General features: G+C 68.4%; 33 protein-coding genes. 23 read left to right on the top strand and 10 right to left on the bottom strand.

Going from position 1 to position 20,390, the window contains the following annotated elements; all coding sequences use genetic code 11:
• Positions 1-135 precede the first annotated feature (135 nt).
• The 18 genes from AB0C30_RS58795 (at position 136) to AB0C30_RS58710 (ending at position 10,226) form a co-directional block, all read left to right on the top strand.
• Positions 136-1,296 carry a hypothetical protein gene (locus AB0C30_RS58795; RefSeq protein WP_357962161.1) on the top strand — a complete coding sequence of 387 codons (1,161 nt, stop codon included), beginning with the start codon at positions 136-138 and terminating at the stop codon, positions 1,294-1,296.
• 183 nt (positions 1,297-1,479) lie between these two features.
• Positions 1,480-1,962: a transcriptional regulator gene (locus AB0C30_RS58790; protein ID WP_357962159.1), complete on the top strand. Its 483-nt coding sequence runs from the start codon at positions 1,480-1,482 to the stop codon at positions 1,960-1,962.
• A 217-nt stretch (positions 1,963-2,179) separates the two neighbouring features.
• Positions 2,180-2,422, top strand: coding sequence for a hypothetical protein (locus AB0C30_RS58785; RefSeq protein WP_357962156.1), 243 nt, complete (start codon positions 2,180-2,182; stop codon positions 2,420-2,422).
• A gap of 4 nt (positions 2,423-2,426) precedes the next feature.
• Positions 2,427-2,645: a hypothetical protein gene (locus AB0C30_RS58780; protein ID WP_357962154.1), complete on the top strand. Its 219-nt coding sequence runs from the start codon at positions 2,427-2,429 to the stop codon at positions 2,643-2,645.
• A 14-nt stretch (positions 2,646-2,659) separates the two neighbouring features.
• The gene (locus AB0C30_RS58775) at positions 2,660-3,103 is read left to right on the top strand and encodes a hypothetical protein (protein ID WP_357962152.1); all 444 of its coding nucleotides are present in this window, start codon (positions 2,660-2,662) and stop codon (positions 3,101-3,103) included.
• An 11-nt stretch (positions 3,104-3,114) separates the two neighbouring features.
• Complete coding sequence (locus AB0C30_RS58770; RefSeq protein WP_357962149.1) at positions 3,115-3,513, top strand: hypothetical protein; 399 nt, start codon at positions 3,115-3,117, stop codon at positions 3,511-3,513.
• On the top strand, positions 3,510-4,241 hold the full coding sequence (locus AB0C30_RS58765; RefSeq protein ID WP_357962146.1) for a hypothetical protein: 732 nt from the start codon (positions 3,510-3,512) through the stop codon (positions 4,239-4,241). The genes AB0C30_RS58770 and AB0C30_RS58765 overlap by 4 nt, the downstream gene beginning before the upstream one ends.
• Positions 4,242-4,255: 14 nt before the next feature.
• Complete coding sequence (locus tag AB0C30_RS58760; RefSeq protein ID WP_357962143.1) at positions 4,256-6,187, top strand: hypothetical protein; 1,932 nt, start codon at positions 4,256-4,258, stop codon at positions 6,185-6,187.
• A 9-nt stretch (positions 6,188-6,196) separates the two neighbouring features.
• The gene (locus AB0C30_RS58755) at positions 6,197-6,436 is read left to right on the top strand and encodes a hypothetical protein (protein WP_357962140.1); all 240 of its coding nucleotides are present in this window, start codon (positions 6,197-6,199) and stop codon (positions 6,434-6,436) included.
• A gap of 140 nt (positions 6,437-6,576) precedes the next feature.
• Positions 6,577-7,191, top strand: coding sequence for an NUDIX hydrolase (locus AB0C30_RS58750; protein WP_357962137.1), 615 nt, complete (start codon positions 6,577-6,579; stop codon positions 7,189-7,191).
• 3 nt (positions 7,192-7,194) lie between these two features.
• Complete coding sequence (locus AB0C30_RS58745) at positions 7,195-7,467, top strand: hypothetical protein (RefSeq protein ID WP_357962134.1); 273 nt, start codon at positions 7,195-7,197, stop codon at positions 7,465-7,467.
• Complete coding sequence (locus AB0C30_RS58740; RefSeq protein WP_357962131.1) at positions 7,464-7,928, top strand: WhiB family transcriptional regulator; 465 nt, start codon at positions 7,464-7,466, stop codon at positions 7,926-7,928. The genes AB0C30_RS58745 and AB0C30_RS58740 overlap by 4 nt, the downstream gene beginning before the upstream one ends.
• Positions 7,925-8,065 (top strand): hypothetical protein, encoded by a 141-nt coding sequence (locus tag AB0C30_RS58735; protein ID WP_357962128.1) that lies wholly within the window; start codon positions 7,925-7,927, stop codon positions 8,063-8,065. The genes AB0C30_RS58740 and AB0C30_RS58735 overlap by 4 nt, the downstream gene beginning before the upstream one ends.
• Entirely contained in the window at positions 8,062-8,448 is a 387-nt protein-coding gene (locus AB0C30_RS58730) for an RNase adapter RapZ (protein WP_357962125.1), read from the top strand. Before AB0C30_RS58735 ends, AB0C30_RS58730 begins: the two co-directional genes overlap by 4 nt.
• A gap of 77 nt (positions 8,449-8,525) precedes the next feature.
• Positions 8,526-8,996 (top strand): hypothetical protein, encoded by a 471-nt coding sequence (locus tag AB0C30_RS58725; protein ID WP_357962123.1) that lies wholly within the window; start codon positions 8,526-8,528, stop codon positions 8,994-8,996.
• Positions 8,997-9,092: 96 nt separating this feature from the next.
• Entirely contained in the window at positions 9,093-9,407 is a 315-nt protein-coding gene (locus AB0C30_RS58720) for a hypothetical protein (RefSeq protein ID WP_357962120.1), read from the top strand.
• 84 nt (positions 9,408-9,491) lie between these two features.
• Positions 9,492-9,719: a transposase gene (locus AB0C30_RS58715; RefSeq protein ID WP_357962118.1), complete on the top strand. Its 228-nt coding sequence runs from the start codon at positions 9,492-9,494 to the stop codon at positions 9,717-9,719.
• A gap of 9 nt (positions 9,720-9,728) precedes the next feature.
• Positions 9,729-10,226: an NUDIX hydrolase gene (locus AB0C30_RS58710; protein WP_357962112.1), complete on the top strand. Its 498-nt coding sequence runs from the start codon at positions 9,729-9,731 to the stop codon at positions 10,224-10,226.
• 10 nt (positions 10,227-10,236) lie between these two features.
• Here the strand turns inward: AB0C30_RS58710 and AB0C30_RS58705 are convergent, their stop codons facing one another.
• Positions 10,237-11,520 carry an acyl-CoA dehydrogenase family protein gene (locus AB0C30_RS58705; RefSeq protein ID WP_357962109.1) on the bottom strand — a complete coding sequence of 428 codons (1,284 nt, stop codon included), beginning with the start codon at positions 11,518-11,520 and terminating at the stop codon, positions 10,237-10,239.
• Complete coding sequence (locus tag AB0C30_RS58700; RefSeq protein ID WP_357962107.1) at positions 11,517-12,320, bottom strand: hypothetical protein; 804 nt, start codon at positions 12,318-12,320, stop codon at positions 11,517-11,519. The genes AB0C30_RS58705 and AB0C30_RS58700 overlap by 4 nt, the downstream gene beginning before the upstream one ends.
• Positions 12,321-12,533: 213 nt before the next feature.
• On the opposite strand from AB0C30_RS58700, the gene AB0C30_RS58695 reads away from it, so the two are divergent.
• Positions 12,534-13,964 (top strand): hypothetical protein, encoded by a 1,431-nt coding sequence (locus tag AB0C30_RS58695; protein ID WP_357962105.1) that lies wholly within the window; start codon positions 12,534-12,536, stop codon positions 13,962-13,964.
• A gap of 50 nt (positions 13,965-14,014) precedes the next feature.
• Here AB0C30_RS58695 and AB0C30_RS58690 read toward each other — a convergent pair whose 3' ends face one another.
• On the bottom strand, positions 14,015-14,290 hold the full coding sequence (locus AB0C30_RS58690; protein WP_357962103.1) for a hypothetical protein: 276 nt from the start codon (positions 14,288-14,290) through the stop codon (positions 14,015-14,017).
• A gap of 173 nt (positions 14,291-14,463) precedes the next feature.
• Between AB0C30_RS58690 and AB0C30_RS58685 the strand changes: the two genes are divergently transcribed.
• The 4 genes from AB0C30_RS58685 to AB0C30_RS58670 all read left to right on the top strand — a co-directional run bounded on the left by AB0C30_RS58685 (position 14,464) and on the right by AB0C30_RS58670 (position 17,354).
• Positions 14,464-14,742 (top strand): hypothetical protein, encoded by a 279-nt coding sequence (locus AB0C30_RS58685; RefSeq protein ID WP_357962100.1) that lies wholly within the window; start codon positions 14,464-14,466, stop codon positions 14,740-14,742.
• A 281-nt stretch (positions 14,743-15,023) separates the two neighbouring features.
• Positions 15,024-15,644 (top strand): DUF1524 domain-containing protein, encoded by a 621-nt coding sequence (locus tag AB0C30_RS58680; RefSeq protein ID WP_357962097.1) that lies wholly within the window; start codon positions 15,024-15,026, stop codon positions 15,642-15,644.
• Positions 15,645-15,815: 171 nt separating this feature from the next.
• Complete coding sequence (locus AB0C30_RS58675) at positions 15,816-16,265, top strand: lamin tail domain-containing protein (RefSeq protein WP_357962094.1); 450 nt, start codon at positions 15,816-15,818, stop codon at positions 16,263-16,265.
• Positions 16,266-16,490: 225 nt separating this feature from the next.
• Positions 16,491-17,354, top strand: coding sequence for a hypothetical protein (locus AB0C30_RS58670; RefSeq protein WP_357962091.1), 864 nt, complete (start codon positions 16,491-16,493; stop codon positions 17,352-17,354).
• A gap of 204 nt (positions 17,355-17,558) precedes the next feature.
• Here AB0C30_RS58670 and AB0C30_RS58665 read toward each other — a convergent pair whose 3' ends face one another.
• The 7 genes from AB0C30_RS58665 to AB0C30_RS58635 all read right to left on the bottom strand — a co-directional run bounded on the left by AB0C30_RS58665 (position 17,559) and on the right by AB0C30_RS58635 (position 20,368).
• Positions 17,559-17,939: a hypothetical protein gene (locus tag AB0C30_RS58665; RefSeq protein ID WP_357962088.1), complete on the bottom strand. Its 381-nt coding sequence runs from the start codon at positions 17,937-17,939 to the stop codon at positions 17,559-17,561.
• A 3-nt stretch (positions 17,940-17,942) separates the two neighbouring features.
• Positions 17,943-18,476, bottom strand: coding sequence for a hypothetical protein (locus AB0C30_RS58660; protein WP_357962086.1), 534 nt, complete (start codon positions 18,474-18,476; stop codon positions 17,943-17,945).
• A 91-nt stretch (positions 18,477-18,567) separates the two neighbouring features.
• Positions 18,568-19,323 carry a CHAP domain-containing protein gene (locus tag AB0C30_RS58655; RefSeq protein WP_357962083.1) on the bottom strand — a complete coding sequence of 252 codons (756 nt, stop codon included), beginning with the start codon at positions 19,321-19,323 and terminating at the stop codon, positions 18,568-18,570.
• Positions 19,320-19,478 carry a hypothetical protein gene (locus AB0C30_RS58650; protein WP_357962080.1) on the bottom strand — a complete coding sequence of 53 codons (159 nt, stop codon included), beginning with the start codon at positions 19,476-19,478 and terminating at the stop codon, positions 19,320-19,322. Before AB0C30_RS58650 ends, AB0C30_RS58655 begins: the two co-directional genes overlap by 4 nt.
• On the bottom strand, positions 19,475-19,798 hold the full coding sequence (locus tag AB0C30_RS58645; protein ID WP_357962078.1) for a hypothetical protein: 324 nt from the start codon (positions 19,796-19,798) through the stop codon (positions 19,475-19,477). The genes AB0C30_RS58650 and AB0C30_RS58645 overlap by 4 nt, the downstream gene beginning before the upstream one ends.
• Entirely contained in the window at positions 19,791-19,997 is a 207-nt protein-coding gene (locus AB0C30_RS58640; RefSeq protein WP_357962076.1) for a hypothetical protein, read from the bottom strand. The genes AB0C30_RS58645 and AB0C30_RS58640 overlap by 8 nt, the downstream gene beginning before the upstream one ends.
• On the bottom strand, positions 19,997-20,368 hold the full coding sequence (locus AB0C30_RS58635) for a hypothetical protein (protein ID WP_357962074.1): 372 nt from the start codon (positions 20,366-20,368) through the stop codon (positions 19,997-19,999). Before AB0C30_RS58635 ends, AB0C30_RS58640 begins: the two co-directional genes overlap by 1 nt.
• Positions 20,369-20,390 lie beyond the last annotated feature (22 nt).

The raw sequence follows: 20,390 nt of genomic DNA, 5'->3' as shown, positions 1-20,390 counted from the left end.
AAGGACGGCGCCCTCACCGAGCCGCCCTACATCACCCGCTGAACGAACGGACCCCTTGAGATGGACACGACGCACGCTCCCCCACCCCGCGAGGTCAACGCGTGGGCTGGTAAGCGGAGCCGGCCAACGCGCGCGATGAAACTCGCCGCGGCGGCGAGGGACGCCGCGGACGTGCGCGGCTACGACACCGACCCTGACGTGGTTGCGCTGCGGATCGAGCGGCTGCGCACCCGCGTGGACCGGCTCATCTGGACCGGCCTGATCCTGGGCCTGCTGTTCACGATGGCGAACGTCCAGCGGTTCGCGGCCCAGGGCGCAGAGGTGTGGTCCATCGAGTGGTGCATCGCCTGGCTGCTCGACCCCATGGTGTCGCTCGTCCTCGTCGGGGTCCTGCTGGGCGAGCAGATCATTGCCCGCCACCAGATCAAGGGCGGCCGGTGGATCCGCCGCACCAAGTGGACCGCCCTCGCGCTCACCTATCTCATGAACACGTGGGAATCCTGGTCGACCATCCCGGCCGGCCATCCCGACTTCGGCGGCATCCTGCTCCACTCCGTGCCGCCGGTCATGGTGTTCTGCGCGGCTGAGGCGGTCACCACGCTCAAGCACCAGATCACCACGGCCGTCCACAAGGCCTACCACTGGGCTGCCGTACGAGCCGCCGCCATTTCCGGAGCGGGAGAAGAAGCCGTCGCCCGCGCCAAGGCAATCGCCGACGCGCACACCGCCACCGAACCGGACGTCGACTCGCGCGCGTCCGGCGCCCTCGCCGACCTGAAGATGTGGACGCGCCAGCGGATGCTCGGCGTGGAAACCCCGACCGCCGATCCGACCACTTCGGTCGCGCTGACGGTCGCGGAAACGACCGCCAGCGCGACCGAGACGCGACCGGATCCGCGACCGGACTCGGTCGGCCCAACGGCCCCGTTGTCGGTCGTCAGCACGGACGCGGACCCGGTCGCGGACGACGAGGACGACAGCGACCGAGGCAGCGACCCGACCCGCGACCCCGACAGCGACCGCGAAAGGCCCGACGACCAGGACAATCGCGAAGCCGAAGACTGGATCCGCCGTCGGTGCCGCGGCCAAAACGGTGTCGGCCGGCGACCCACGAAAACCGACGTCGCCGAGCGCTACGAGTTCAGCGAGACGTGGGGCCTCAAACGCGTCCAGAACGTGCAGAAGAAGATGACCGCCCAGGGGTACCGGTTCGCGCCCGACGGCACGGTGTACGCCCCGACACGATCGGTCGCCGACTCGGACGCTTCGGGCGACCGTTCGGAGGCGTCCGCATGATCCTCACCGACCCCCCTTCCGGAGACCAGTCATGACCCGCTACTTCGACCCCGCCTGTGAACACATGCACAACCTGGAAGACCTCCCCACGTGCCCGACACACGGGGTCAACTTCTCTCCCTCGTGCGCCGGTTGCCAGGCCGTGGCCGGCGTGACCCCGTGCGGCCCGCAGGGCGGCCCGTCATGACCCTCGACGCGATGATCAAACTCGTCACCTTTGCCGCCGTCTTCGTGACGCTGTACGCCGCCCACTCCTTCGGAGACCACGGGGTCCAGACCCACGGGCAGGCGTGCGCCAAAGGCGAGCAGACGCGGAACGGTCAGTTGGCGTGCCTCTGGCATGTGGCCACGCTGACCGCGACCAAGCTGGCGTTCCTGTACGCGCTCGTCCGCGTGACCGGTCTGCCCCTCAACGGGTGGGCGCTCCAGGCCGGCCCGCTCGTCGACGCCGCCTCCCACTACTGGGCCGACCGGTCGGCCTACCACGAGAACCGCGAGGAGCCCGTCACGCTGCAGCGGCTCGCCAACAAGCTGCGCAAGGGCGGCTTCTACGAGCTCGGCGACCGCAAAGCCGCTCCCACCGGGACAGGCGCCTACGCGCTCGATCAGTCCTGGCACCACGCGTGGCTGTTCGTGGCCGCGCTCATCATTGCGGCTGGTGCGTGATGGGAGGACCTGGAATGAACATCACGAATCGCGTGCCAGCAGCGCTCTTTCTGGCCCTCAACGCCATGACGCTCAGTGAACGGCACCGTGGCAGCGAAAACGCGCCGACAGTGCGAGGCCGTGGCCTGAAGGGGTCCCTACGCGTGGGCGGGCACGTGCACATGTGCACGTGCGCGAGGCACACCCTACACCAATCACAGAAGGTAGTGGAGATCGCATGAGTCAGAAGGCGTCGGCAAGGTCTGGCCGTGCGGATCGATTTGGCCGGCGAATCGCCGCCGCGGCGACTGCTCGCCAAGAGTTCGCCGAGTCCGCCGCCTATTTCCGCGCGGTCATGGCTGCAGTCGCACGTCAGGGCGAAGCTGAAGCGGCGTGGGCCGACGGGCAGCTTCGCGCACTGGCCAAGCAGCTTGTCGACCTCGCAGTCAAGGCCGACACCAGAAGCCGACAGGACCGGTGAACCAGTGGAGATCTTCCGTCTCGACCTTCCCTCCGACGACGACCGTCCCTCAGCCAGCAGCGAGGAGGTGACTGAGTTTGCTCACGCGGTGGCGCATATGAGCCTGGCCTTCGATGAGCTGCGGGCCGCACTCGCCAAGCTTGACGACCCAGACCAGGCCACCCGCATCCGGCGCGAGGTCACCGCATTCCTTCGCGAGACCACCAACGACATCAACGACTGAACGAGGACGGCGTGATGGAGCTGCGTTTCACGATCCCGGACGACCACAACGCCACGTCAGGCGATGACGGGGGCGGGGTCGTGCTGCCCTTCGATCGCGACCAGCTTCCAGACGCCCCTTCATCAGAGGATTCACCGCCCCGCAGCCTGGCGCTGGCTGTCAGAACCGCAGGGCGTCATCAAGGGATCCGCCTACGGGTGGGGTTCAGGGCAGCCGTCGTCGGCGACGGCCTGCTCGGTATGCGGCCCCGCCCGGTGGCGGACCTGATCCGCCAGTTCTGGTTCGCGCCCAAGCCCTACATCCGGGACGCGCTGATCCTGCGCATCCCCTACGCCATCTACGGGGCGCCGGTGATCGCCGCCTCCGCCGTTCTGCACCTGCTGCTTCTGATCGTCAGCTATCCCAGCCTGCTGGCCGCAACCGGCCTGCTGGCGATGTTCCTCAGTCTCTTCGTGTGAAAGGACACCTCATGATCGGCGTCATCGTCGGCGGCCTGTTCGCCACCGCCGTGTTCCTCTTCCCTGCGTTGCAGCTCAAGAAGCGCAATAAGTGGCCGCCCCTGATGGGCATCTTCATGTTCCTGGCCGGGCTGGGTTTGGTCGGCGTCAGCGTCGCGCTGGCCCGCCTGGCGACCAGCATCACCTCCGTCCTGATCGTCGGCGGGATCGCCCTGATCCTGTTCGCCACCCTGTTCATCGCCTCGATCGCCGACCTGTCGGACAAGAAGCTCGACTACCCGTGGAACCTGTTCGTGCTGCCGTCGCTGGCCGCGATCGTGCTCATCACCGGCGGCGCCACCATCAGCTACCTGACCGAGCAGGTGCGCACGAACGCCAACACGCTCACCTCGCAGATGGACACCCGGTGAGCCTCTTCATCCTGGCCCTGATCCTCGCCGCGGTCATCTGCGGCGTCATGTGGCGCCGCCCGGACGCCCGAGCTGTCGCGGCCGGAGCATGGCAGGCCGGCAAGGCGCAGGCGATCCGCGAGTTCCGCGACGGCTACGACTTCGCCCAGCACCGGCTGCGGGCGGGCGACCCGTCGTGGAAGAACCCCCGACGGTGGACGTCCTGGCTGCTGGCCGGCCTCTACGGCATCGCTAAGGCGCTGACCGCGGCCAACCGCATCCGCCGCGCCGCCTGGCTCGGCGCCAGGGACCGGTACGCCGAATGGAAGGCCGCCCAGCCCATAGACGGCGAGGTGATCGACGAGACCGACGCCGAGACCGACGAACCCGCCCCCGACCCTGACCCGCAACCGGATCAGCCCGACCCAGAGCAGTCCGACGAACCGGACTCGTCCGAAGACCCACCCAACACCGAACCCGACCAGGGGCCGGAAACCGACCAGGAGGAACCGCCCGTGCAGACCGAAGCCGCAGGCTTGACCAGCTACTCCGCCGCCCACCAGCAGTTCGCCAGCGAGTTGCGCGCCCAGATGAGCGGCAGCGAAAGCCTGGCCGCCTCCATGGCCGACATTCTGGCCAAGCACAGCGACCTGATCGGCGACACCGCCGTGCTGCAGGACCTGCTCAACCAGGCCGCCGGCGTCGCCCAGGGCATCGCCGACCGCGCTCTCGCCGTCGCCAACAACTAGCCGGAGACCAACTGATGTCCAGCCATGACACGGCGACCAGCCGACCCGTCCCGCCGCAGATTGCGACTGCCGACGGCCAGGACGCCGTCAGCAGCCGCGGCGAGGTTGTGCTGCGCACCGCCCGCAAGGTCGCTCACCACGAGCGGGGCAAGCTGGCGCTGCTGCAGCCCGTGGCATGGCTGGCCATCCTGCACGCCACCGCCTGGGCGGCCGACGCCGCAAACGTTCACCCGCTCATCCGCACCGCGGCGATCGCAGCGACCGCTGTGTCCGTTCTCGGCCGAGCCGAACGGCGTGGAGAGCCGTTGCCGGCCGTTCCCGTCGCCGCGGGCGTTGTGTGGGCTGCAGGGGCGGCCCTGTTCGGCCCGTACGGGTGGGTGGCGATCCTGCTGTGGGTGGCGGGCATCATCATGGCGGCCCCCTACTGGATGGCCGTCCTGCGCCGTCCACGCCCCTCCCCCGCCGCCCAGTCGGCCCCTCGAAACGCGTCCCACTCGCTCGGCGCTGAGGTGACGTTGTGGCAAGAGCGGGTCGTGCCGAACCATCCGGCGTTCAAGCTGACCCGATTGGAGCAGGTGAAACCGGTCCCCGACGGCTACACCGGGATCGTCGTCGGCGAGCCGGGCCCGACCCGGTATTCGCAGATGACAGTGGTGGCCGCCGTTGAAACGGTGGCGTCCGCCAACCGGGTGCGCATCTCGCAGGTCGCGATCGAAGAGTCTGATGACGGTGACGCGTCCCGCGCCCGCGTCACCGTCATCCGCTCTGACCAGAACCTGACCTCCACGATGTGGTTGGAAGACTCCGGCGCCGCCATCGACCCGCAGACGGGGATCGCGCAGGTAGGCCGCTTCTTCGACCTACAGCCAGCCCACCGCCAGTTCTGGACCACCTCAGGCGGCGCCCAGATGGGCGTCGTGGCAGGCGACACCGGGTCCGGCAAGTCGAACCACGTGTCCGCGCTGCTGTCGCTGGCGCACCGCTGCCCGCTCGTCGCCACCGCGCTGCTGGACCCCCAGAACGGCAGCTCACAGCCGGACTGGGCAGGCCGCACCCCCATCTACGGGGAAGGCAACGAGGAGACGCTCGAGAACTTGCAGATGCTCGACTTCGTCATGCTGCGCCGCGCCGACTTCGTAGCGCACGCACCCTGGGTGGACGACCTCGGCCGGGAACGCCGCGGCAAGCCGTTCCTGCTGCCCGGCGACCCCGACATGGCAGGCATGACGATGCTGATGGCGTGCGTGGAGGAGTTGAAGTTCTTCCTCGACAGCCCGTTCGGCGACGCCGGGTTCGAACTGCTGTCCACCGGCGTCCGAACGTGGCGCAAGGCGGGCGGCAGTCTGCTGGTGGTCAATCAGAACCTCGGCCTGGACAACTTCCACAACAAGCAGTCGTTCCGGTCCAACCTGCTGTCCGGCGGGAGCCTCACCGCGCTGCGTACCGGCTCCAGCACCGACAACGCCATGGTCGGCCTGCCCGCCGACCCGTCCAAACTGCCGGAGTACTTCCGCAACGGAGCGAAAACTCACGGCCTCGGCTACACGACCGGCGTCGACCGCCGCCCGTCCGCGGCCCTGCGCATGATGCCCGTACGCGACGCGTTCGGCATCGCCTCAACACCACCGGCCGGCGAACTCGGGGAGCGCACCCTCGGCTTCATCGAGGAGTACCGTCACCACGCCGCCCGAGGCCGCAACCCGCGTGAGGTCGCTACACCGAAGCGGCGCGAGCACCGCCACACCTCCGGCGACGTGCAGGCGGCCGTCGAGGGCGCGCTGCTCGCCGGGCCATTGGCGGTCGGCGCCGTGTGTGTGGCGGTCCTGCGACACCTAGGCGACGACGTGCCGCTGGCGGAGATACCCGCCGCTCTGCGTGCCCTTACCAAGTCCGGCGTCATCCGCCAGACCGGCGATCTCTACCAACTCTCCCCCACTCAGCGTTAGGAGATTCCCGTGGCCAGAAAGATGAGCGGCCCCGACCACCTCGACGCCGCCAACGGCTGCCTGGACGACCTCGCCAAAGCACGCCAGCAGCAGGACTGGCCGCAGGTCACGGCGCTGGCCAGCGCAGCGCAAGCCCACCTGTCGATGGCCGCATTCGCGTGGCAGGTGTCATCGGTTCCCGGCGCTGCCCTGGCCGGACGGCAGGGCCAGCGGTGGCTGACCTCGACGGGAGCCGACCAGGTTCGTTGAGTGCCGCGCCCGTTGCGGGTGCCCGCCCGGCCCTCACATCCCCGAGGGGCCGCGCGAGCGCCCGGAGCGGTCAGCTGTACCACCAGCCCTGGAGAAGGCACCAGACCGCCCCGCCGCATAGAGGCGGGCGCACACCAGCCGTGGACCTATCCGCCAAGACCGGCCACGACGGCACACGCCCGCCACCCCCAACGGAGGCAACCACCATCATGACGAAACGCTGCGACAACGCCAGCGTCGGCGTCCTCATCACCGACGCGAAAACCCGATGTCTGATGCTCGAAAGAGCCACTTTCCCGCCCGGCCTTGCTCCTGCCGCCGGGCACGTCTTCGACGACCACGCCGGCTACGAGCAGGCAGCCCGCGCCGAAGTCGCCGAAGAACTCGGCCTGACCGTCGCGACCCTCGAACTGCTGCCCGTCGGAGGCTGGCGACCCAACCAATGCCGCCGTCTTCCTGGGCCGCGCGGCGTCGGCCACCAGTGGCAGATCTACCAGGCCACCACCACCGGCACACTCAGACCATCAGCGCGGGAGACCCGCAACGTGCGGTGGATGACCAGCGTCGAAATGCAGCGCCTCGCAAGCTGGACCGCCTATTACGCGCTCGGCCGGGTGAGCGACCACGAGTTCGCCGAGTCCCCCGGGATCGAACCGGTGTGGGTGCGCTTCCTCACCGAACTCGGGCTCATCCGCATGAGCCCGACCGACCTCGCCAACGTCGACGAAGTTGCGGCCCAACCGGTGAGGAGCTGACCGATGCAGGAGCTGCACCGCAACGTCGAGATCACGTACATGAGCGGCAGCGGAAAGAACACGCTGTACGCCCGTGTCACAGAAGGCCAGTACGAGATCCTCGTCAACCACGGCAACAACGCCGACGCCACCATGTCCGTGTATGCCCAGCTCACTCCCAGCGGAGAGGTCGGGCCGAGGATCGTGCGGCTGGCGTGGGTGACCGGCGTTCAACTCTGGTCGCCCCCACCTGGCTGCGGCGTCGTCCGGGCGTGGCCCGAAGCACTCGAATCATGATGATCGACATGCTGTCGGATCTGCAGGACATGGCCGCCGCAACCTCATGGATGGCGAGCGGCATCTGCGGCCAGACGGACCCGGAGGAGTTCTTCCCCGACCAGGGCGAGTCCTGCGAGGCCGCAAAAAGGGTGTGCCAGGGCTGCCCGGTCGAAGCGAGATGCCTGGCGTATGCGCTGGAGAACGAGATCCCGTACGGCGTGTGGGGCGGCGCCACGGCCGCCGAGCGCCACGAGCCCGGAGCAGCCAGCTCCACCACCTCCACCCATTCACAAATCGGAGAACACGCCATGTTCGACAACGACGCCGCGTACCAGGATCTGCGGCGGATCCGTGAGGAGGAGGGCTACGACGGCCCTTTGGCCTACGGGCGGGATGACGACGCCTACAGCAAGAGCGACCCGCTAAGCCCACATGCGCTGGCCGCCGACGCTCTACGCAGGAGAGGAGCGGGCACGTGACCGTACGCAAAGATCGCGCGGAGAAGGGCCTGTCCGAGCGGTTGATGGCGGAGCTCGTCCGCACAGCGACCCCGCTCGACGACGAGCCCACCCGTCCACGCAGGGTCTCCGAGGAAGACGTGGAGGACGAGTCATGATGTCCAGCGCCGCACAGGTGCTCGTCACCTCATTCGGGTACGGCCATGCCGACCCGCCGGAGGCGGACGTGACGTTAGACGCCCGCCGTCTACTGCACGACCCGCACGTCGACCCGGCCATGCGTGAGATGACCGGGCTGGACGAGACCGTCCGCCGGCACGTCCTGGCCACCCGGGGCGCGAAGGCGTGGATCGAGCATGAGGCCGCCTTGGTGCGCGCTCTCCTCGGCCTTGGCCGACCCGTGACCGTGGCGTTCGGCTGCGCTGGAGGCCGCCATCGCAGCGTGGTCATGGCGTCTGAGTGCGCCCGCCTCCTCACCGCCGCAGGCTTCACCGTGACCGTGGAACACCGCGACGTGACCAAGCCGGTCATCCGGCGCTAACCCCCACGATCCGGGTGTGTCCCAGCCGGAACCCTGCGGCTGGGACACATCCTCCCCCTGGTGACAAGGAGATCACCGTGACACCTGAGACCACTAGCGCTGCGGCCGAGCCCTTGGTGCCCGCCGACATCGACTGGTCGGCCTGCGAGGCGGAGATCGCGGCAGCTCTCGCCGATCGTGACACGGGCGAGGCATGGTTACCAGTGTTCGACAGCATCCTGCCCCTGTACGAGGCGCTCCGCCGCGAGGGCGACATGCCACGCTGCCATCTGCTGGCCCTCACCGCGGAGGCCGAGCACCGGACGCACGTCTGCGACGGCGAACCGGAGCCGCCGGTGGCGACGCTGGCCGACATCGAGCAGGCTGTTGCCGACGGCGACCACGGCGCCTTACGTGCACACGCGTTCGGCCTGTGGCTTCACGTATGGAACTGCGCTGCCCGCCCGGGCGACTACGACACGCTCGCCCGGCTGGCCTCCATGTGGCTGGCCCACGCCCGCTACTACCCTGCCGCGCAGCTCGTCTCGGCTACTCCGCCGATGTTCTGACCCCTCGCACCCGATCGGGTGTCCACATAGATCGGCGCCCCTGCCTCATATGAGGCAGGGGCGCCTCCCTCACAACCCTTTCAAGGAGGTTCTCCCATGTCGGAGGACAACGCGATACGCATGCAGGCCCGAGAGCTTGAGATGCGCTACCAGAGCGGCGGCCGGTTCCGACTGGTTGAAATGACCTACATGAAGCCGTCTCACCCGCCGCAGGTGGGTGGACGGTGGCCGCTCATCACCAACGTGGAACAGGTCAAAGCTTGGCGTCGCCCGCCGATCCTGTATTCGACAGAGGCGCTGCCCGGAGAATCGTACGAGGCGTACCCGGAAGACGTGGTGGTCGTCATCCCCATCCACCACGAGCAGGCGTCCCGGACGGCTCAGGGCGCCCGTGAGGCGGTGTCGGCGTAGGTATGAGACGAGGAACAAGCCCCGGTCGGATACGGCCGGGGCTTTCTCGCGTCACCAATTGTCCGATTTGTGTAGATTTGGCGCGTGCGAGTGTGGCGAGGTCCTGGCGGTATCGAGGTGGAGGCGATCGTCCTCGACAGAACGCCCCTCTACAAAATCACCCAGAAGGTCAACAATCGCCGATATTTCGTCGCCGACTGCCGAACGGTGCGCGACGTTGAGCAGCACGTGGATCTGGCCGACCTGGTCGAGGTGATCCAACTGCCAGTGGGACGCGCTGGGGGCCGGGCTCTTTCGCATGTCAACGGGTAGCATCGCCGGGTGAGCAATCCATCACCGGCTGTGTCGCCGGATCAATACGTGGCGTCGTTGGCGCGTCGGCGGATGGCGGCGGGCGCGTTGTTCCGGGACGAGGCCGGGCGCGTGTTGCTGGTGGAGCCGACCTACAAGCCGAACTGGGAGATCCCGGGCGGCGCTGTTGAAAAAGAGGAGTCGCCGCCAGCGGCGTGCCACCGCGAGGTGGTCGAGGAGATCGGCCTGGACCGGCCGGTCGGGAGGGTGTTGGCCGTTGACTGGGTACCGTCTCGGCCGGAACGCCCCGAGGGTCTGATCCTCATCTACGACGGCGGCGTGCTGGAGGCTGACGCGATCGCAGCGATCCGGCTGAAGGTCGACGAGTTGGCCTCGTACGCCTTTGTCGAGGCCGAGCGGGTGGGAGAGCTCGTGTCCGATCTGCTGGCTCGCCGGATCGCTGCGTGTCTGGATGCGGTGGCCGCCGGGACGACGTTGTCGCTGGAGAACGGCTTCCCGATCGGTTGACGTGCTGTGGTCATGCCGGCCGAGCGGTCAGCCCGGCCATGGCCATGGTGCCCGGACCCGGCAGCTCGGCAAGACCCGAGTCCGGTCGCGCCGTCGTGGTGAGCGTTCGTCCTGCGCTCCGGTAGAGGCTGTCGTGGATGCCATCGGCATACAGCAACCCGTTCAGGTCGCGGCGAGCCTTCGCGAGCGCAGAGTCGGCCGTGAACCCGAGCGCGCCAACCAGCAGCGTCAGCTCGCTTACGGTGGTGTAGGCCACGTCCACCCCGTACGCCTTGACCGTGCAGCCCCACAGCTCCGCGCGCGTATCGCCAGCCGCCGAGAGCCGTTGGGCGGTCAGTGTGGCCAGTAGCGCGGCGTTGATCTGCGCGTAGGCGCGGCCCAGAGTGATGAGTGCGTTGTCGCGGACCTCTGAGATGACTCCCGCAGCACGGCGGGCGATCAGATGTGCGGCCACGGTGTCGCAGGCAGCTGCCGCCGCCCCGAGGGCGGTCGCGGCCACCAGCGGCCGATAGTGCGCGAAATGTTCCCGCAGCAGGGCGATACCTGAGCCTGGCGGGCCGAGCAGATCGCACGGGCGCACCCGCACGTCCTCCAGGTGCAGTTCCCCCCACGCCCATCCGGACAGGCCGCTGGGCTGGATAGGGCGCCTCGTGAGCCCCTGCGCGGCGGCGTCGATGACGCCGGCCGACAGCCGCCCGGCCGGGTCGGTGAAGAACACGCAGAACACCGCGGCCTCGTTCAGGCGGCTGATCCACGTCTTGGTGCCGTTGATCGCCCAGGCGCCGCCCCGGCACACCGTGGCTTGGGTCGCGGTGGCGCGGGGTCGGCTTCCGCCGCACCGTTCGGTGATCGCGATGCCCGGCAGAGCACCGGCCAGCAGACGCGGTAGCCACCGATCCCGGACGGGAGAGGAGGCGTGCCGGGCGATCAGCCTGCCGTGCCCGAGCCCTGTCGAGTCGCGCAGGTCAATGTCGTGATAGCCGCAGATGAACTGCATCAGCGTTTGGATCAACGAAGGTCGGCCGCACCCGCCATCACGGGTCGCGACGGCGGTCGCGAGGTGTCCGCCACGAGCCAGCTCCTCGCGCACGAGCAGCAGCCGCTTACTCCGCGTCTCCGAACCCACGCCAGCGTCGACCGGGTGGGCGGTGAGCAGGTCGATCAGGAAGCCGTCGAAGAGGTGAAGCCGCTGAAAGTCCAGGTCGGTGACTTCCGGCAGGCCGGCCCGCAGCGGGGCGATCCATCCAGCCGCATGGCCGTGCTCGGGCGCGTGCAGGTACGCGACAGCGGTCATGCTGTCACCTCGATGGCGGCAGACCGTCCCTGCACCCGGGCGGGCACTCCGTAGGCCGTGGCGCCCGCGGGGACGTCCCGAGTCACCACCGACCCGGCGCCCACCAGGGCGTGCTCGCCGATGACGACGCCGCCCATGATGGTCGAGCCGGAGCCGACCTTGGCCCCGCGCTCGAACCGCGGCGGGACCAGGTCAGGCTGCCGGTCCGGGTCGCGCCAGATCAGTTCCCGGTCGTTGATGGTGCGGACACCGGCCCCGAGGAATACGCCATCGGCGAGCACGCACGAACTGGTGATGTGGCTGCCGGGCGAGCAGCGGACGCCGTTACCGATGCGGGTGGCCCGCTCGACGGTGAGGTGGTGGCCCAACTGCGTTCCCTCGCCCACGGTGACGAACGAGCGCAGCAGCGTGTGGTGTCCCACCACGGTGGTTTCGCCGATCTCGACTCCGGCGTAGATGATCGCGCCGGAGCGTATCGTCACGTCGGGGCCGATCACGGTGTCGGCGCCGGCGCCGGGGTAGACGTGGCCGACTGCGTAACCGCTCTCGGGCTTGCCGATGATGACTCGTTCCTCGATCTGGCTGTCCTGGCCGAGGCGGACGCCGCCGTACAGCACCGTGTACGCGCCGATCCGGCAGCCCGCTGCGATCTCGATCGGCCGCACCATGCCCTGCTCGTCGGCGGGGACGAATCGGGCCGTTGCGTCGATGCTGACCGCGCCGTCCACCAAGAGCAGTCCTGCTCGCGTCAGCTCGGCGGCCGTCGCGCTCTGGCCGGGCGCGAACTCTTCGTTGACCATGCGGATCTTCTCCTGTCAGAGGTGGGTTCGCTTCCAGGAAGCCCCAGGTCAGCCCACAGTGAGGCTGTGACTCTCGCGTGGGGCTGCTCACACGGTCTCGCCCTGCCCGTGCTGCATCAATGCCGAGGCAACGTGGGCATTGCCGCGGCGGCAATGTCCACAGACAGGGCGCGGCGTACGCTCAGCGCAGAGCTTCGCGCTGGAGGTGACGCGGTGGTCGCGATGAGTCGAGCGCAACGTGCTGACCTGGCCCGCCAGGCCCGCGACATCCGCCGGACATGTGTGGATCAGGGCCTGGGGCCGCGGCAGATGGCCGAGGTGATTGTCCAGCAGTTGCCGGACATTCTGCCGCTGGAGGCGCGGCGGCTGGCGCGGGGCTGGTCCCGGCCGCAGGCGGTGGACGAGCTCCTGGCCCTATATGAGGCTGACGGACGGCCTGCTCCTGCGGTCAACGGCGTGATGCTCTGCCGGTGGGAACACGGAGCTGTAGCCATATCCGCGGACTACGAGCACATGCTGTGCCGCCTCTACGACATGGCGCCCCATGAGCTACATCCTGGAGCGCCGATCGAAACGCCTCAGCGCCCCAAATCTGTTACGCACAGCAATGGTGCGGTTACATTGCATGGTGAGAGTCATGCCGACGAGGGGACCGATGATCCGATGAGGCGTCGCACACTGCTCACCGCGGCCGGGCTGAGCATCCCACTATCCCTGCTGTCGCGCTTCAACGACGCCCTAGCCGTCCCCGTGCAACCAGCCAGCCCCGCCGAGCCGGCGCAGATCGCCCGGATGCTGCGCCAGGCGCGCCAACAGTTCGACACCAGCGACCTCGCCACCCTGATCGCCACCCTGCCCGGCCTGCTCGCATCGGCGCGGGAGACGGCCGAGCGCGCACAGACCCCCGCGGGGTGGGCGCTGGTGTCGGCGAGCTACAACCTGGCAACCGATACGCTCAACAAGGTCGGCAGCAAGGACTCCGCCCGGATCACGGCGGAACGCGCGCTGCTGTACGCCGACCGGTCCGCAGACCCGGTGGCCAAGGCCGCCTCGACGCGAGCGCTGGGCATGATGCTGCGCATCCAAGGACGGCCCGACCTCGCCGCCACCGTGATGTCCCGGGGGGTCGACCAACTGACTGCAACCGGCCTTCGTACGACGGCTCAAGCTGACATGCACCTGCGTCTGCTGTGCGCGAGGGCCTACACCCACGCCTGGGGCGGGGACGAGTCGCGCGCCCTGGAGGGGATCGCCGAAGCAGAGCAGGCCGCCGCCCGGATACCGGCCATGGCCCCGACCGCCGTGCCCTTCGCCACGCTCTATCGCGCGAATATCGCCTACGCCCTCGGCGATCCCCGAACGGCGCTGCACGCTGCCCGCGACCTGCGGGACGGCATGTACCCGACGCCTGAGCGGCGTGGGCGGCTCCATACGGACCTCGCTCGTTTCTACTGGCAATGGGGCAAGCCCGAGGAGACCACGGCGGCGCTGCTGACGGCACACTGCCACGCACCCTCGGAGGTGCTCGACAGGCCATCGATCCGGCGGATCGCGAACGAGTTGGTGGAACGGCACCCACGGGTCGCCGGCGCGCGGCATCTTGCCAGGGCGATCAGCCGCCCTCAAGCCCTGCCTACCGTCTGAGACACGGGCGCAGACCCGGTCGGGGCGATCCCCTTTCTCCGTCAGGCGCGTCAGTTGACGGCGTCGTCCAAAGCCTTGCGGGCCGCTTTGGGATCGTCGACCGTCCCCCAGAACGGGTGCTCCTGGATCGCTACGGCCAGACGGCGGCGTTCGGCGTCCAAGGCCCGCCACGCTTCCCGCTGCTCCTCGGTGGCGGGCTCGGCTTCTCCGGCGGCCACGGCAGCGTGTGACGGCATCTCCCGCCCAGCGGCGGACAGGCGGGCCTCCGCTGCCAGGAAGTCGCGGCGCAGCTGGATCAGGTCGGCAGGTGGGTCGTAGTCGGCCATGGTGGATCTCCCCGTTGTGCGTGGTTCGAGGGGATCCTAGACCGAACGGGTGTGCGATCTAGAGTCGACCCGCTCTCAGGCCGTCCGCATCTGGACAGCGACCGGCGCAACCTTTGATGGGGTGCAGCCGTCTCACCGTTGTCACGTTCCACCCCCTACTCCTGGAGCCCTTCGTGCTCAAACGCCTGCTTGTCTCCGCCGCCCTCGTAGGGACGGCCCTGGCCGTCCCCGTGGCGGCTTCTCTGCCTGCTTCCGCTGCCGTCCAGGCTCACGCCACCGCTTCGGCCGCGTCCTGTTACAAGCAGGTTGGGACTCACTGGGTGTGCATCACGCCGGGTGCCTTCTGTCCGCGTGCCGCCCACGTCCGGTACGGCTACGCGAAGGTCACCAAGCGGAAGTACAAGTGCGCGTACAAGACCAGCGACCCGTACTGGCGCTGGCGCCGCGCCTGACCCCGGACAGCATGAAACGGCCCGCCACCCCGCACAGGGTGGCGGGCTTCGTCGTGTGTGGGCGCAGTGCCGACGGCGCGGACGTTATGCGGCTTGTGACCACACTCTGCGGGTCAGGGCGTCCGCGTTACATGGGACACGCCGCAAAACCGCAGGCCAGGCTTGTGACTTCCGGCATGGCGGCTCCCGTTACCAACCTGAGACCTTCTTTCTGTCTCCCCCGTCTCGCCCCCTGACCAGGCACGTCACCCTGGCCGAGGCGGGAACAGAAGGGCTCGCCCATGCGCCGAATCGCCCTCGCCACTATCAGCGCGCTCCTGCTCATCCCGCTCGCCCCGAACGCAGCATGGGCGGGACCGCCCGGCATCCCCACAGCGGAGGTCGCCATCAACGAGCTGGGCGCCGTAACCGTCGCCGAAGAGACGCACGCCGACACCTACGACCGGAAGAAGTTCATTCACTGGGCCACCGTCCAAGGCCAATGCGACGCCCGCGAAACGGTACTCATCCGAGACGGCGAGAACGTCGAAACCAACGCCAAGTGCTCCCCCGTCTCAGGCACATGGCACAGCCCCTACGACGGCGGCGTGTGGACAGACCCGCAAGACCTCGACATCGATCACATGGTGCCGTTGAAGGAAGCCTGGCGGTCGGGCGCATGGGAGTGGGACACCGCCAAGCGCAAAGCGTTCGCCAACTCCCTGTCCGACAGCCAACTGTGGGCGGTCACGGACAACGTCAACCAGGCCAAGGGCGACAAGGACCCGTCCGTGTGGAGACCTCCCCTGGCCAGCTTCGAATGCGAGTACGCCCGCTCGTGGGTGGACGTCAAGTTCGACTGGGGCCTCACGATGCAGCCGGCCGAGCGGTCCGCGCTGGAGAAGATGCTGACCACCTGCTAGCCCAAACGACTCGAAGAAGCCCCGCCCTCAGTCACGAAGGACCAAAAGGGCAGGGCCTTCCATATCCCTTGGCGACGGGTAGCCGATCCACAGGCGGGCATTCGGCGACAACCATCCGTGATCGTCGGCCGTCTCACATGAGCCACATCTTCCCGAACAGAAGAGGACTCGATGACGCGTCCCGCTCTTCTCACGCTCGCCACCACAGTCACGATGCTGGTAGCGGTCGCCCCGCCCGCCCAGGCGGCGACTCCGATCGTCGAGATCGTGAAGGTCTACTACGACTCGCCTGGCAAGGACACCCGCTCGAACGCCAGCCTCAACGCCGAATACGTGGTACTGAAGAACAACTCCAACGTGACCGTGCAGATGATGGACTGGATCGTGCGCGACGAGACGGGATACAAGTACCGGTTCCCCTTCTTCAGCCTCAAGTCGGGCAAGACCGTCACCATCCGCTCCGGCAAGGGCGCGGACACGACGACCACCAAATACTGGGGGCGAGCCTCGTACGTGTGGAACAACACCGGCGACACTGCGAGCCTCTACTGGTCCAGCGGCCCGAAGAGGGTGGACGTGTGCAGGTGGAAGAGAGGTTCGGGCTCCACCAACTGCGCCTGACCTCGGACAGCATGAAACGGCCCGCCGCTCCACGATGGGAGCGGCGGGCGCGTGGTTCGAGGGGCCGGCTCTACAGTCGAACGGAACCCCCGCCCTCTCGCCGTAAAGGCTTGAAGGAACGGGGGCAACGTTTTTGCTGGCGAGAGTTGCGTGGCGACTGCGACGAGAAGCTGATCGACTGCGATGTTGGTGCTGCGGCTGTCTCATGAGCCAAAGGAGATCGTCATGCCCATGCTAGTGATCGAAGGCACGTATCAGGTGGTCGGAGCCAGGCCAGACGGGGACTCCGTGCGCTTCTACCCCAACCAGCCCGAGCACTGGAATCGCGTCGAAGGTCCCCACCGGGTCCGGCTCAATGCTTCCGGTGGCGCCCAACTGCGCTTGGACGGGGTCGACAGCCTTGAGACGCACTACTCCACCGAGGACGGGGAGGTGCACCAGCCGCTGGCGCAGGGGCAGGCAGCGGCCCAGGAACTGCTCACCTGGCTGGGATTCACCAGCGTCAGCCGAGATCAGCGCGAGACCGTCACCAGCGCGGAACCCCCGAAGGTGCCGGGATACATCCTGACCCGCGGAGCCGACGTCTACGGACGGTGCGTGGCTTTCGCCGGGCGCGGGGCCGCGCCCGGCGATAGCGGCACCTCCATCACCGTGGACGTGAACCTGCTGCGGGCCACCGCCAATCACCATCTGCTGGTGCAAGGCGCGGCATATCCCACCTTCTACCGCAAGCTCTACATCGACCTGCGCGATGAGCTGACCACGGTCACCGTTCAGGCCCGGGCCAGTGGAATCGGGCTGTGGGCGCACGACGTCACCACGACCGGCGCAAAGGTCCAGGGCATGGAATCGCTCACCGACGAACTGACGATCATGCCCAAATTGTTCCGCCGGCTGGCCGACTACCTCGCGCTGGGAGATGGCGCGGCCGCGCTCGACGGGTTCAAGGACTACCTGGACGCGCGCGACGACCGGCTGTTCGTCCTGTCCCGAGGCCAGTGGACGGGATTCGACACGTTGGTGGAGGTCATCGACGGGACCGTACGCCTTGCCAGGCCGCCTGAGGACCTCGTCTTCGACGAACGCTGAGCGGCTCGCGAAACGCCCCTTCCGCCCAATTGTCCGCGCCGCTGAATCTGCCACTGATGCGATCACCGTAGTACAGAGGAAAAGGGGCCGGGCGGCCCGAAGGCGACCCGACCCCGTAAGTACCCGCCGCTGTACCACCGTCGTGGGTGCCAGGGTTTCCCATGGCAGAGGCGGGCAGGCCAGCCTAGCGAGCCAGGCTGACGCTCAGCGGACGATCTGCCGCTCCGCCCGCACGAACCCCGGCGCCGGGTCAGCAACCGGGGTCAGGCCGAGCGGCATCAGCAGCATCAGCACCACGTTCAGGGCTGCCACGAGCGCGCCTGTGGACTGCTCCGACAGCGGCAGCCCGAAGGCGACCAGGCCGGTGAGGATCGTCTGCACGCCGCCCGTAAGCGCCGACACCATTAAGGGGCGGGTCGCCAGCGCGACCAGCACGGCAACGACACCGGCCGCCACGGTCATCACCCAGCCGGACACCTCAGGGGTGAATCCCAGCGCGTTGAGCGCCGGCAGGGTAACGAGAAACGCCAGCACCGCCTGCAGAGCGTGGAGCCAGACAGCAGGCTCACGGCCGAAGATCTTCACGTACTACTCCGCGACCGGGTCGCCAGCGACCAAGTTGATCGTGGCAGTACCCGCGGGCACCACGTCCACAGCGAGGGTGGCCGACAGGCCCAGCGAGCCGACCGTGGCGGTGAGGACCGCACTGCCGGGCGCCCCGGACACGACCCAGCAGGTGCGGGTGTCCTCCGACACCTGGAGCGTGGCCACGTCCGAGTTGTCCAGAGACCAGGAGATGGTCTCGGGAGTGTCGTAGCCGGAGGCGTCCTCAGTGTCGGCGAGGACGGAGAACTTCTCACCGGTGTTCATCTGCATCTGCGTTGCTCCTTGCGTGGATTCACCGGCTGAACCGGCGGATTCTTGTACGGGACGGGTGGCGGTCAGGCGGAGGCGCTTCGTGCCCTCCAGCCAGGCCGCGAAGCGGTCCGCAGTGTGACGGATCGCGTTCTCGGCGTTGCGTGTGGTCTCCTCCCGGTCGATACCGGGCAGGAGGCTCATGCCGAGGTCGAGGTGCAGTTCAAGGGCGGCCTGAAGCGCCGCCTGCCTGTGGGTCAGGGTCATCCCGCTCCGTTTCTAAAGCGCAGGTAGGTGGCCACAGCGGGACCCGCGCCACATACAGCCCGATCAAGGCGTACGTGCAGGCCGTCCACAGCTACGGCTCGACCAGGGCGGTCCACGTCGCTGGGCCGATCTCCTTGTCGACCTTCAGCTTCTTCGCCTGCTGGAACGCGGCGACCTTGCTGCCCATCGCCGGCGTGAACGTCATGTCGTCGTACACGTCCGGGTCCAGGCCGAAGCCGTGCGACTCCAGCAGGTAGAAGGCCCGCTTCACTCCGGTGCCCTTAGCTCCGACCTTGAGTAGCGGCAGCGTGTCCACGAGCCCCTCCGTCCAGTTCTTCTTCGGCTTGGCAGGCTTCGGCCGTCCGGCGGGTTCGGCGCCGGCGTAAGCGGGCGCCCAGAACCCGGCGATCACGTCGGAGGAGCGGACCCTGCGCTTGCACGTGTCGCCGGTGTTGCCCTCGATCGTCTGAACGCGACCGTCCGGCAGCACCCGCTCGATGACGCCGACGTGGTCGATGGACGCGATCCGGTCGGTGTACTGCCAGTCGAAGTAGACGACCGCGCCCGGCTCGGCGTACTTCTTGATGTTGGCGATCGTCCCGGCATGCCACCGCCCCAGACGCTCGCCGTCCTCGGCCGAGTAGACTGTGTACGCGCGGTCGCCCCTCGGCAGGACCGCGTCGGCGTTGCCGCTCCGGCGAGCCCACCAGGTGATGCTCATCTGGCACCACGGCGCGGCCAGGAACGCCGCACCGTTGCGGGAGGCATAGTCGCGGGTGATCCGGTTCGGCCGGCCGGTCAGCCCCAGGTCGTCGCGGGCTTCGGCCAGCATCGCAGCGGCGGTCACTGCCCCTCCCCGCGGTAGATGCCGTCCGGGTCGGGCTCGCCGTACAGCTCGCGCAGCACGTCCTCTTCGTCGGGCTCGGTCGGCCCCCAGTCGCGGGTGTCCACGCCGGTGACAACCAGGTGCGCCTCGGACTGCGGGTCGGGCTCGTCGGTCATCGCTCCCCCTTGATGTGCTCGCGGCGCTTGCTACGCCAGGTCCGGATGATGATGGCCAGCCGCCAGGCCAGCACGAGCGGAACGCCACTGAACGCGGCCAACCTGAGCGCGATGAACCAGCCGCCGTCCGGGACCACCAGGCGAAGCGTCCACAGCGACAGGCAGACCGCCAGCACCGCCTGAAACGCCATCACGTGACGGCCGGCGGCCGTCTGCCACCAGCGCGCCAGCAGCATCTGAGCGGCCACGCAGGCGACCGCCAGCACCGCCGACAGCACCACCTCCACGGTGCCGACCAGATAGAGGGAGGCGTTAAGCATGGCCTCCTCCGAACGCGTCATCCAGCAGTGCGGTAAACCCGTTCGCCTCGCGCAGCCGACGCAGCCGATCCGCCAGCGTCAGAGACTTGCGGACCTGCTCACGCGCCCGCACCATGTCGGCCTCGGCTCGCCGCTGCGACTCCTCGGCCGCCATCTTGGCCTCGTCGATGTCGGGCAGCCTTTCGTCTGGTTCGCCCATCAGCCTGCCTCGATCTGCCGGGAGCGGATCTCCGCCAGCAGCGCCGCCGCGACTTGGGCGCCTTCCGTGCTGGCCAGCAGTGCCGCCCGGACCTCCTCGGCATGCGCCCTGCGCGTGAGCTCGTGTGCGTCGCATTCGCGGACGTACAGCTGCCGCCACTCGGCGGCGTCCTCGTTCGCCTCCTTGACGCGCGTTTCCCGGTCGGCGACGACTTGGGCTATGCGGGCGTCACGGTCGGCCCGCACATCGTCCAAGGTGGAGCGCGGGACGAGAGTCGATGGTGCGAGGTTGCCTCGGAAGACCAGCCAGAGGACTGCGAGCAGGACGCCCAACGCCCCTAGTTGCACGACGGGGATTTGCGCCCACTCCACTCACGGCCTCCAGGGTTCGATC

The organism is Nonomuraea sp. NPDC048901 (assembly GCF_040649695.1).
Lineage (GTDB): Bacteria > Actinomycetota > Actinomycetes > Streptosporangiales > Streptosporangiaceae > Nonomuraea.
The sequence above is the reverse complement of the archived record's forward strand: the minus strand, read 5'-3'. Positions and strand labels throughout refer to the sequence as shown.

Bases quoted from the DNA above. Each gene is read 5' to 3' on its own strand.
- AB0C30_RS58795 (WP_357962161.1), top strand. From the start codon at position 136: ATGAAACTCGCCGCGGCGGCGAGGGACGCCGCGGACGTGCGCGGCTAC.
- AB0C30_RS58790 (WP_357962159.1), top strand. From the start codon at position 1,480: ATGACCCTCGACGCGATGATCAAACTCGTCACCTTTGCCGCCGTCTTC.
- AB0C30_RS58785 (WP_357962156.1), top strand. From the start codon at position 2,180: ATGAGTCAGAAGGCGTCGGCAAGGTCTGGCCGTGCGGATCGATTTGGC.
- AB0C30_RS58775 (WP_357962152.1), top strand. From the start codon at position 2,660: ATGGAGCTGCGTTTCACGATCCCGGACGACCACAACGCCACGTCAGGC.
- AB0C30_RS58770 (WP_357962149.1), top strand. From the start codon at position 3,115: ATGATCGGCGTCATCGTCGGCGGCCTGTTCGCCACCGCCGTGTTCCTC.
- AB0C30_RS58760 (WP_357962143.1), top strand. From the start codon at position 4,256: ATGTCCAGCCATGACACGGCGACCAGCCGACCCGTCCCGCCGCAGATT.
- AB0C30_RS58745 (WP_357962134.1), top strand. From the start codon at position 7,195: ATGCAGGAGCTGCACCGCAACGTCGAGATCACGTACATGAGCGGCAGC.
- AB0C30_RS58740 (WP_357962131.1), top strand. From the start codon at position 7,464: ATGATGATCGACATGCTGTCGGATCTGCAGGACATGGCCGCCGCAACC.
- AB0C30_RS58730 (WP_357962125.1), top strand. From the start codon at position 8,062: ATGATGTCCAGCGCCGCACAGGTGCTCGTCACCTCATTCGGGTACGGC.
- AB0C30_RS58720 (WP_357962120.1), top strand. From the start codon at position 9,093: ATGTCGGAGGACAACGCGATACGCATGCAGGCCCGAGAGCTTGAGATG.
- AB0C30_RS58705 (WP_357962109.1), bottom strand. From the start codon at position 11,520: ATGACCGCTGTCGCGTACCTGCACGCGCCCGAGCACGGCCATGCGGCT.
- AB0C30_RS58700 (WP_357962107.1), bottom strand. From the start codon at position 12,320: ATGGTCAACGAAGAGTTCGCGCCCGGCCAGAGCGCGACGGCCGCCGAG.
- AB0C30_RS58690 (WP_357962103.1), bottom strand. From the start codon at position 14,290: ATGGCCGACTACGACCCACCTGCCGACCTGATCCAGCTGCGCCGCGAC.
- AB0C30_RS58680 (WP_357962097.1), top strand. From the start codon at position 15,024: ATGCGCCGAATCGCCCTCGCCACTATCAGCGCGCTCCTGCTCATCCCG.
- AB0C30_RS58675 (WP_357962094.1), top strand. From the start codon at position 15,816: ATGACGCGTCCCGCTCTTCTCACGCTCGCCACCACAGTCACGATGCTG.
- AB0C30_RS58670 (WP_357962091.1), top strand. From the start codon at position 16,491: ATGCCCATGCTAGTGATCGAAGGCACGTATCAGGTGGTCGGAGCCAGG.
- AB0C30_RS58660 (WP_357962086.1), bottom strand. From the start codon at position 18,476: ATGACCCTGACCCACAGGCAGGCGGCGCTTCAGGCCGCCCTTGAACTG.
- AB0C30_RS58650 (WP_357962080.1), bottom strand. From the start codon at position 19,478: ATGACCGACGAGCCCGACCCGCAGTCCGAGGCGCACCTGGTTGTCACC.
- AB0C30_RS58645 (WP_357962078.1), bottom strand. From the start codon at position 19,798: ATGCTTAACGCCTCCCTCTATCTGGTCGGCACCGTGGAGGTGGTGCTG.
- AB0C30_RS58640 (WP_357962076.1), bottom strand. From the start codon at position 19,997: ATGGGCGAACCAGACGAAAGGCTGCCCGACATCGACGAGGCCAAGATG.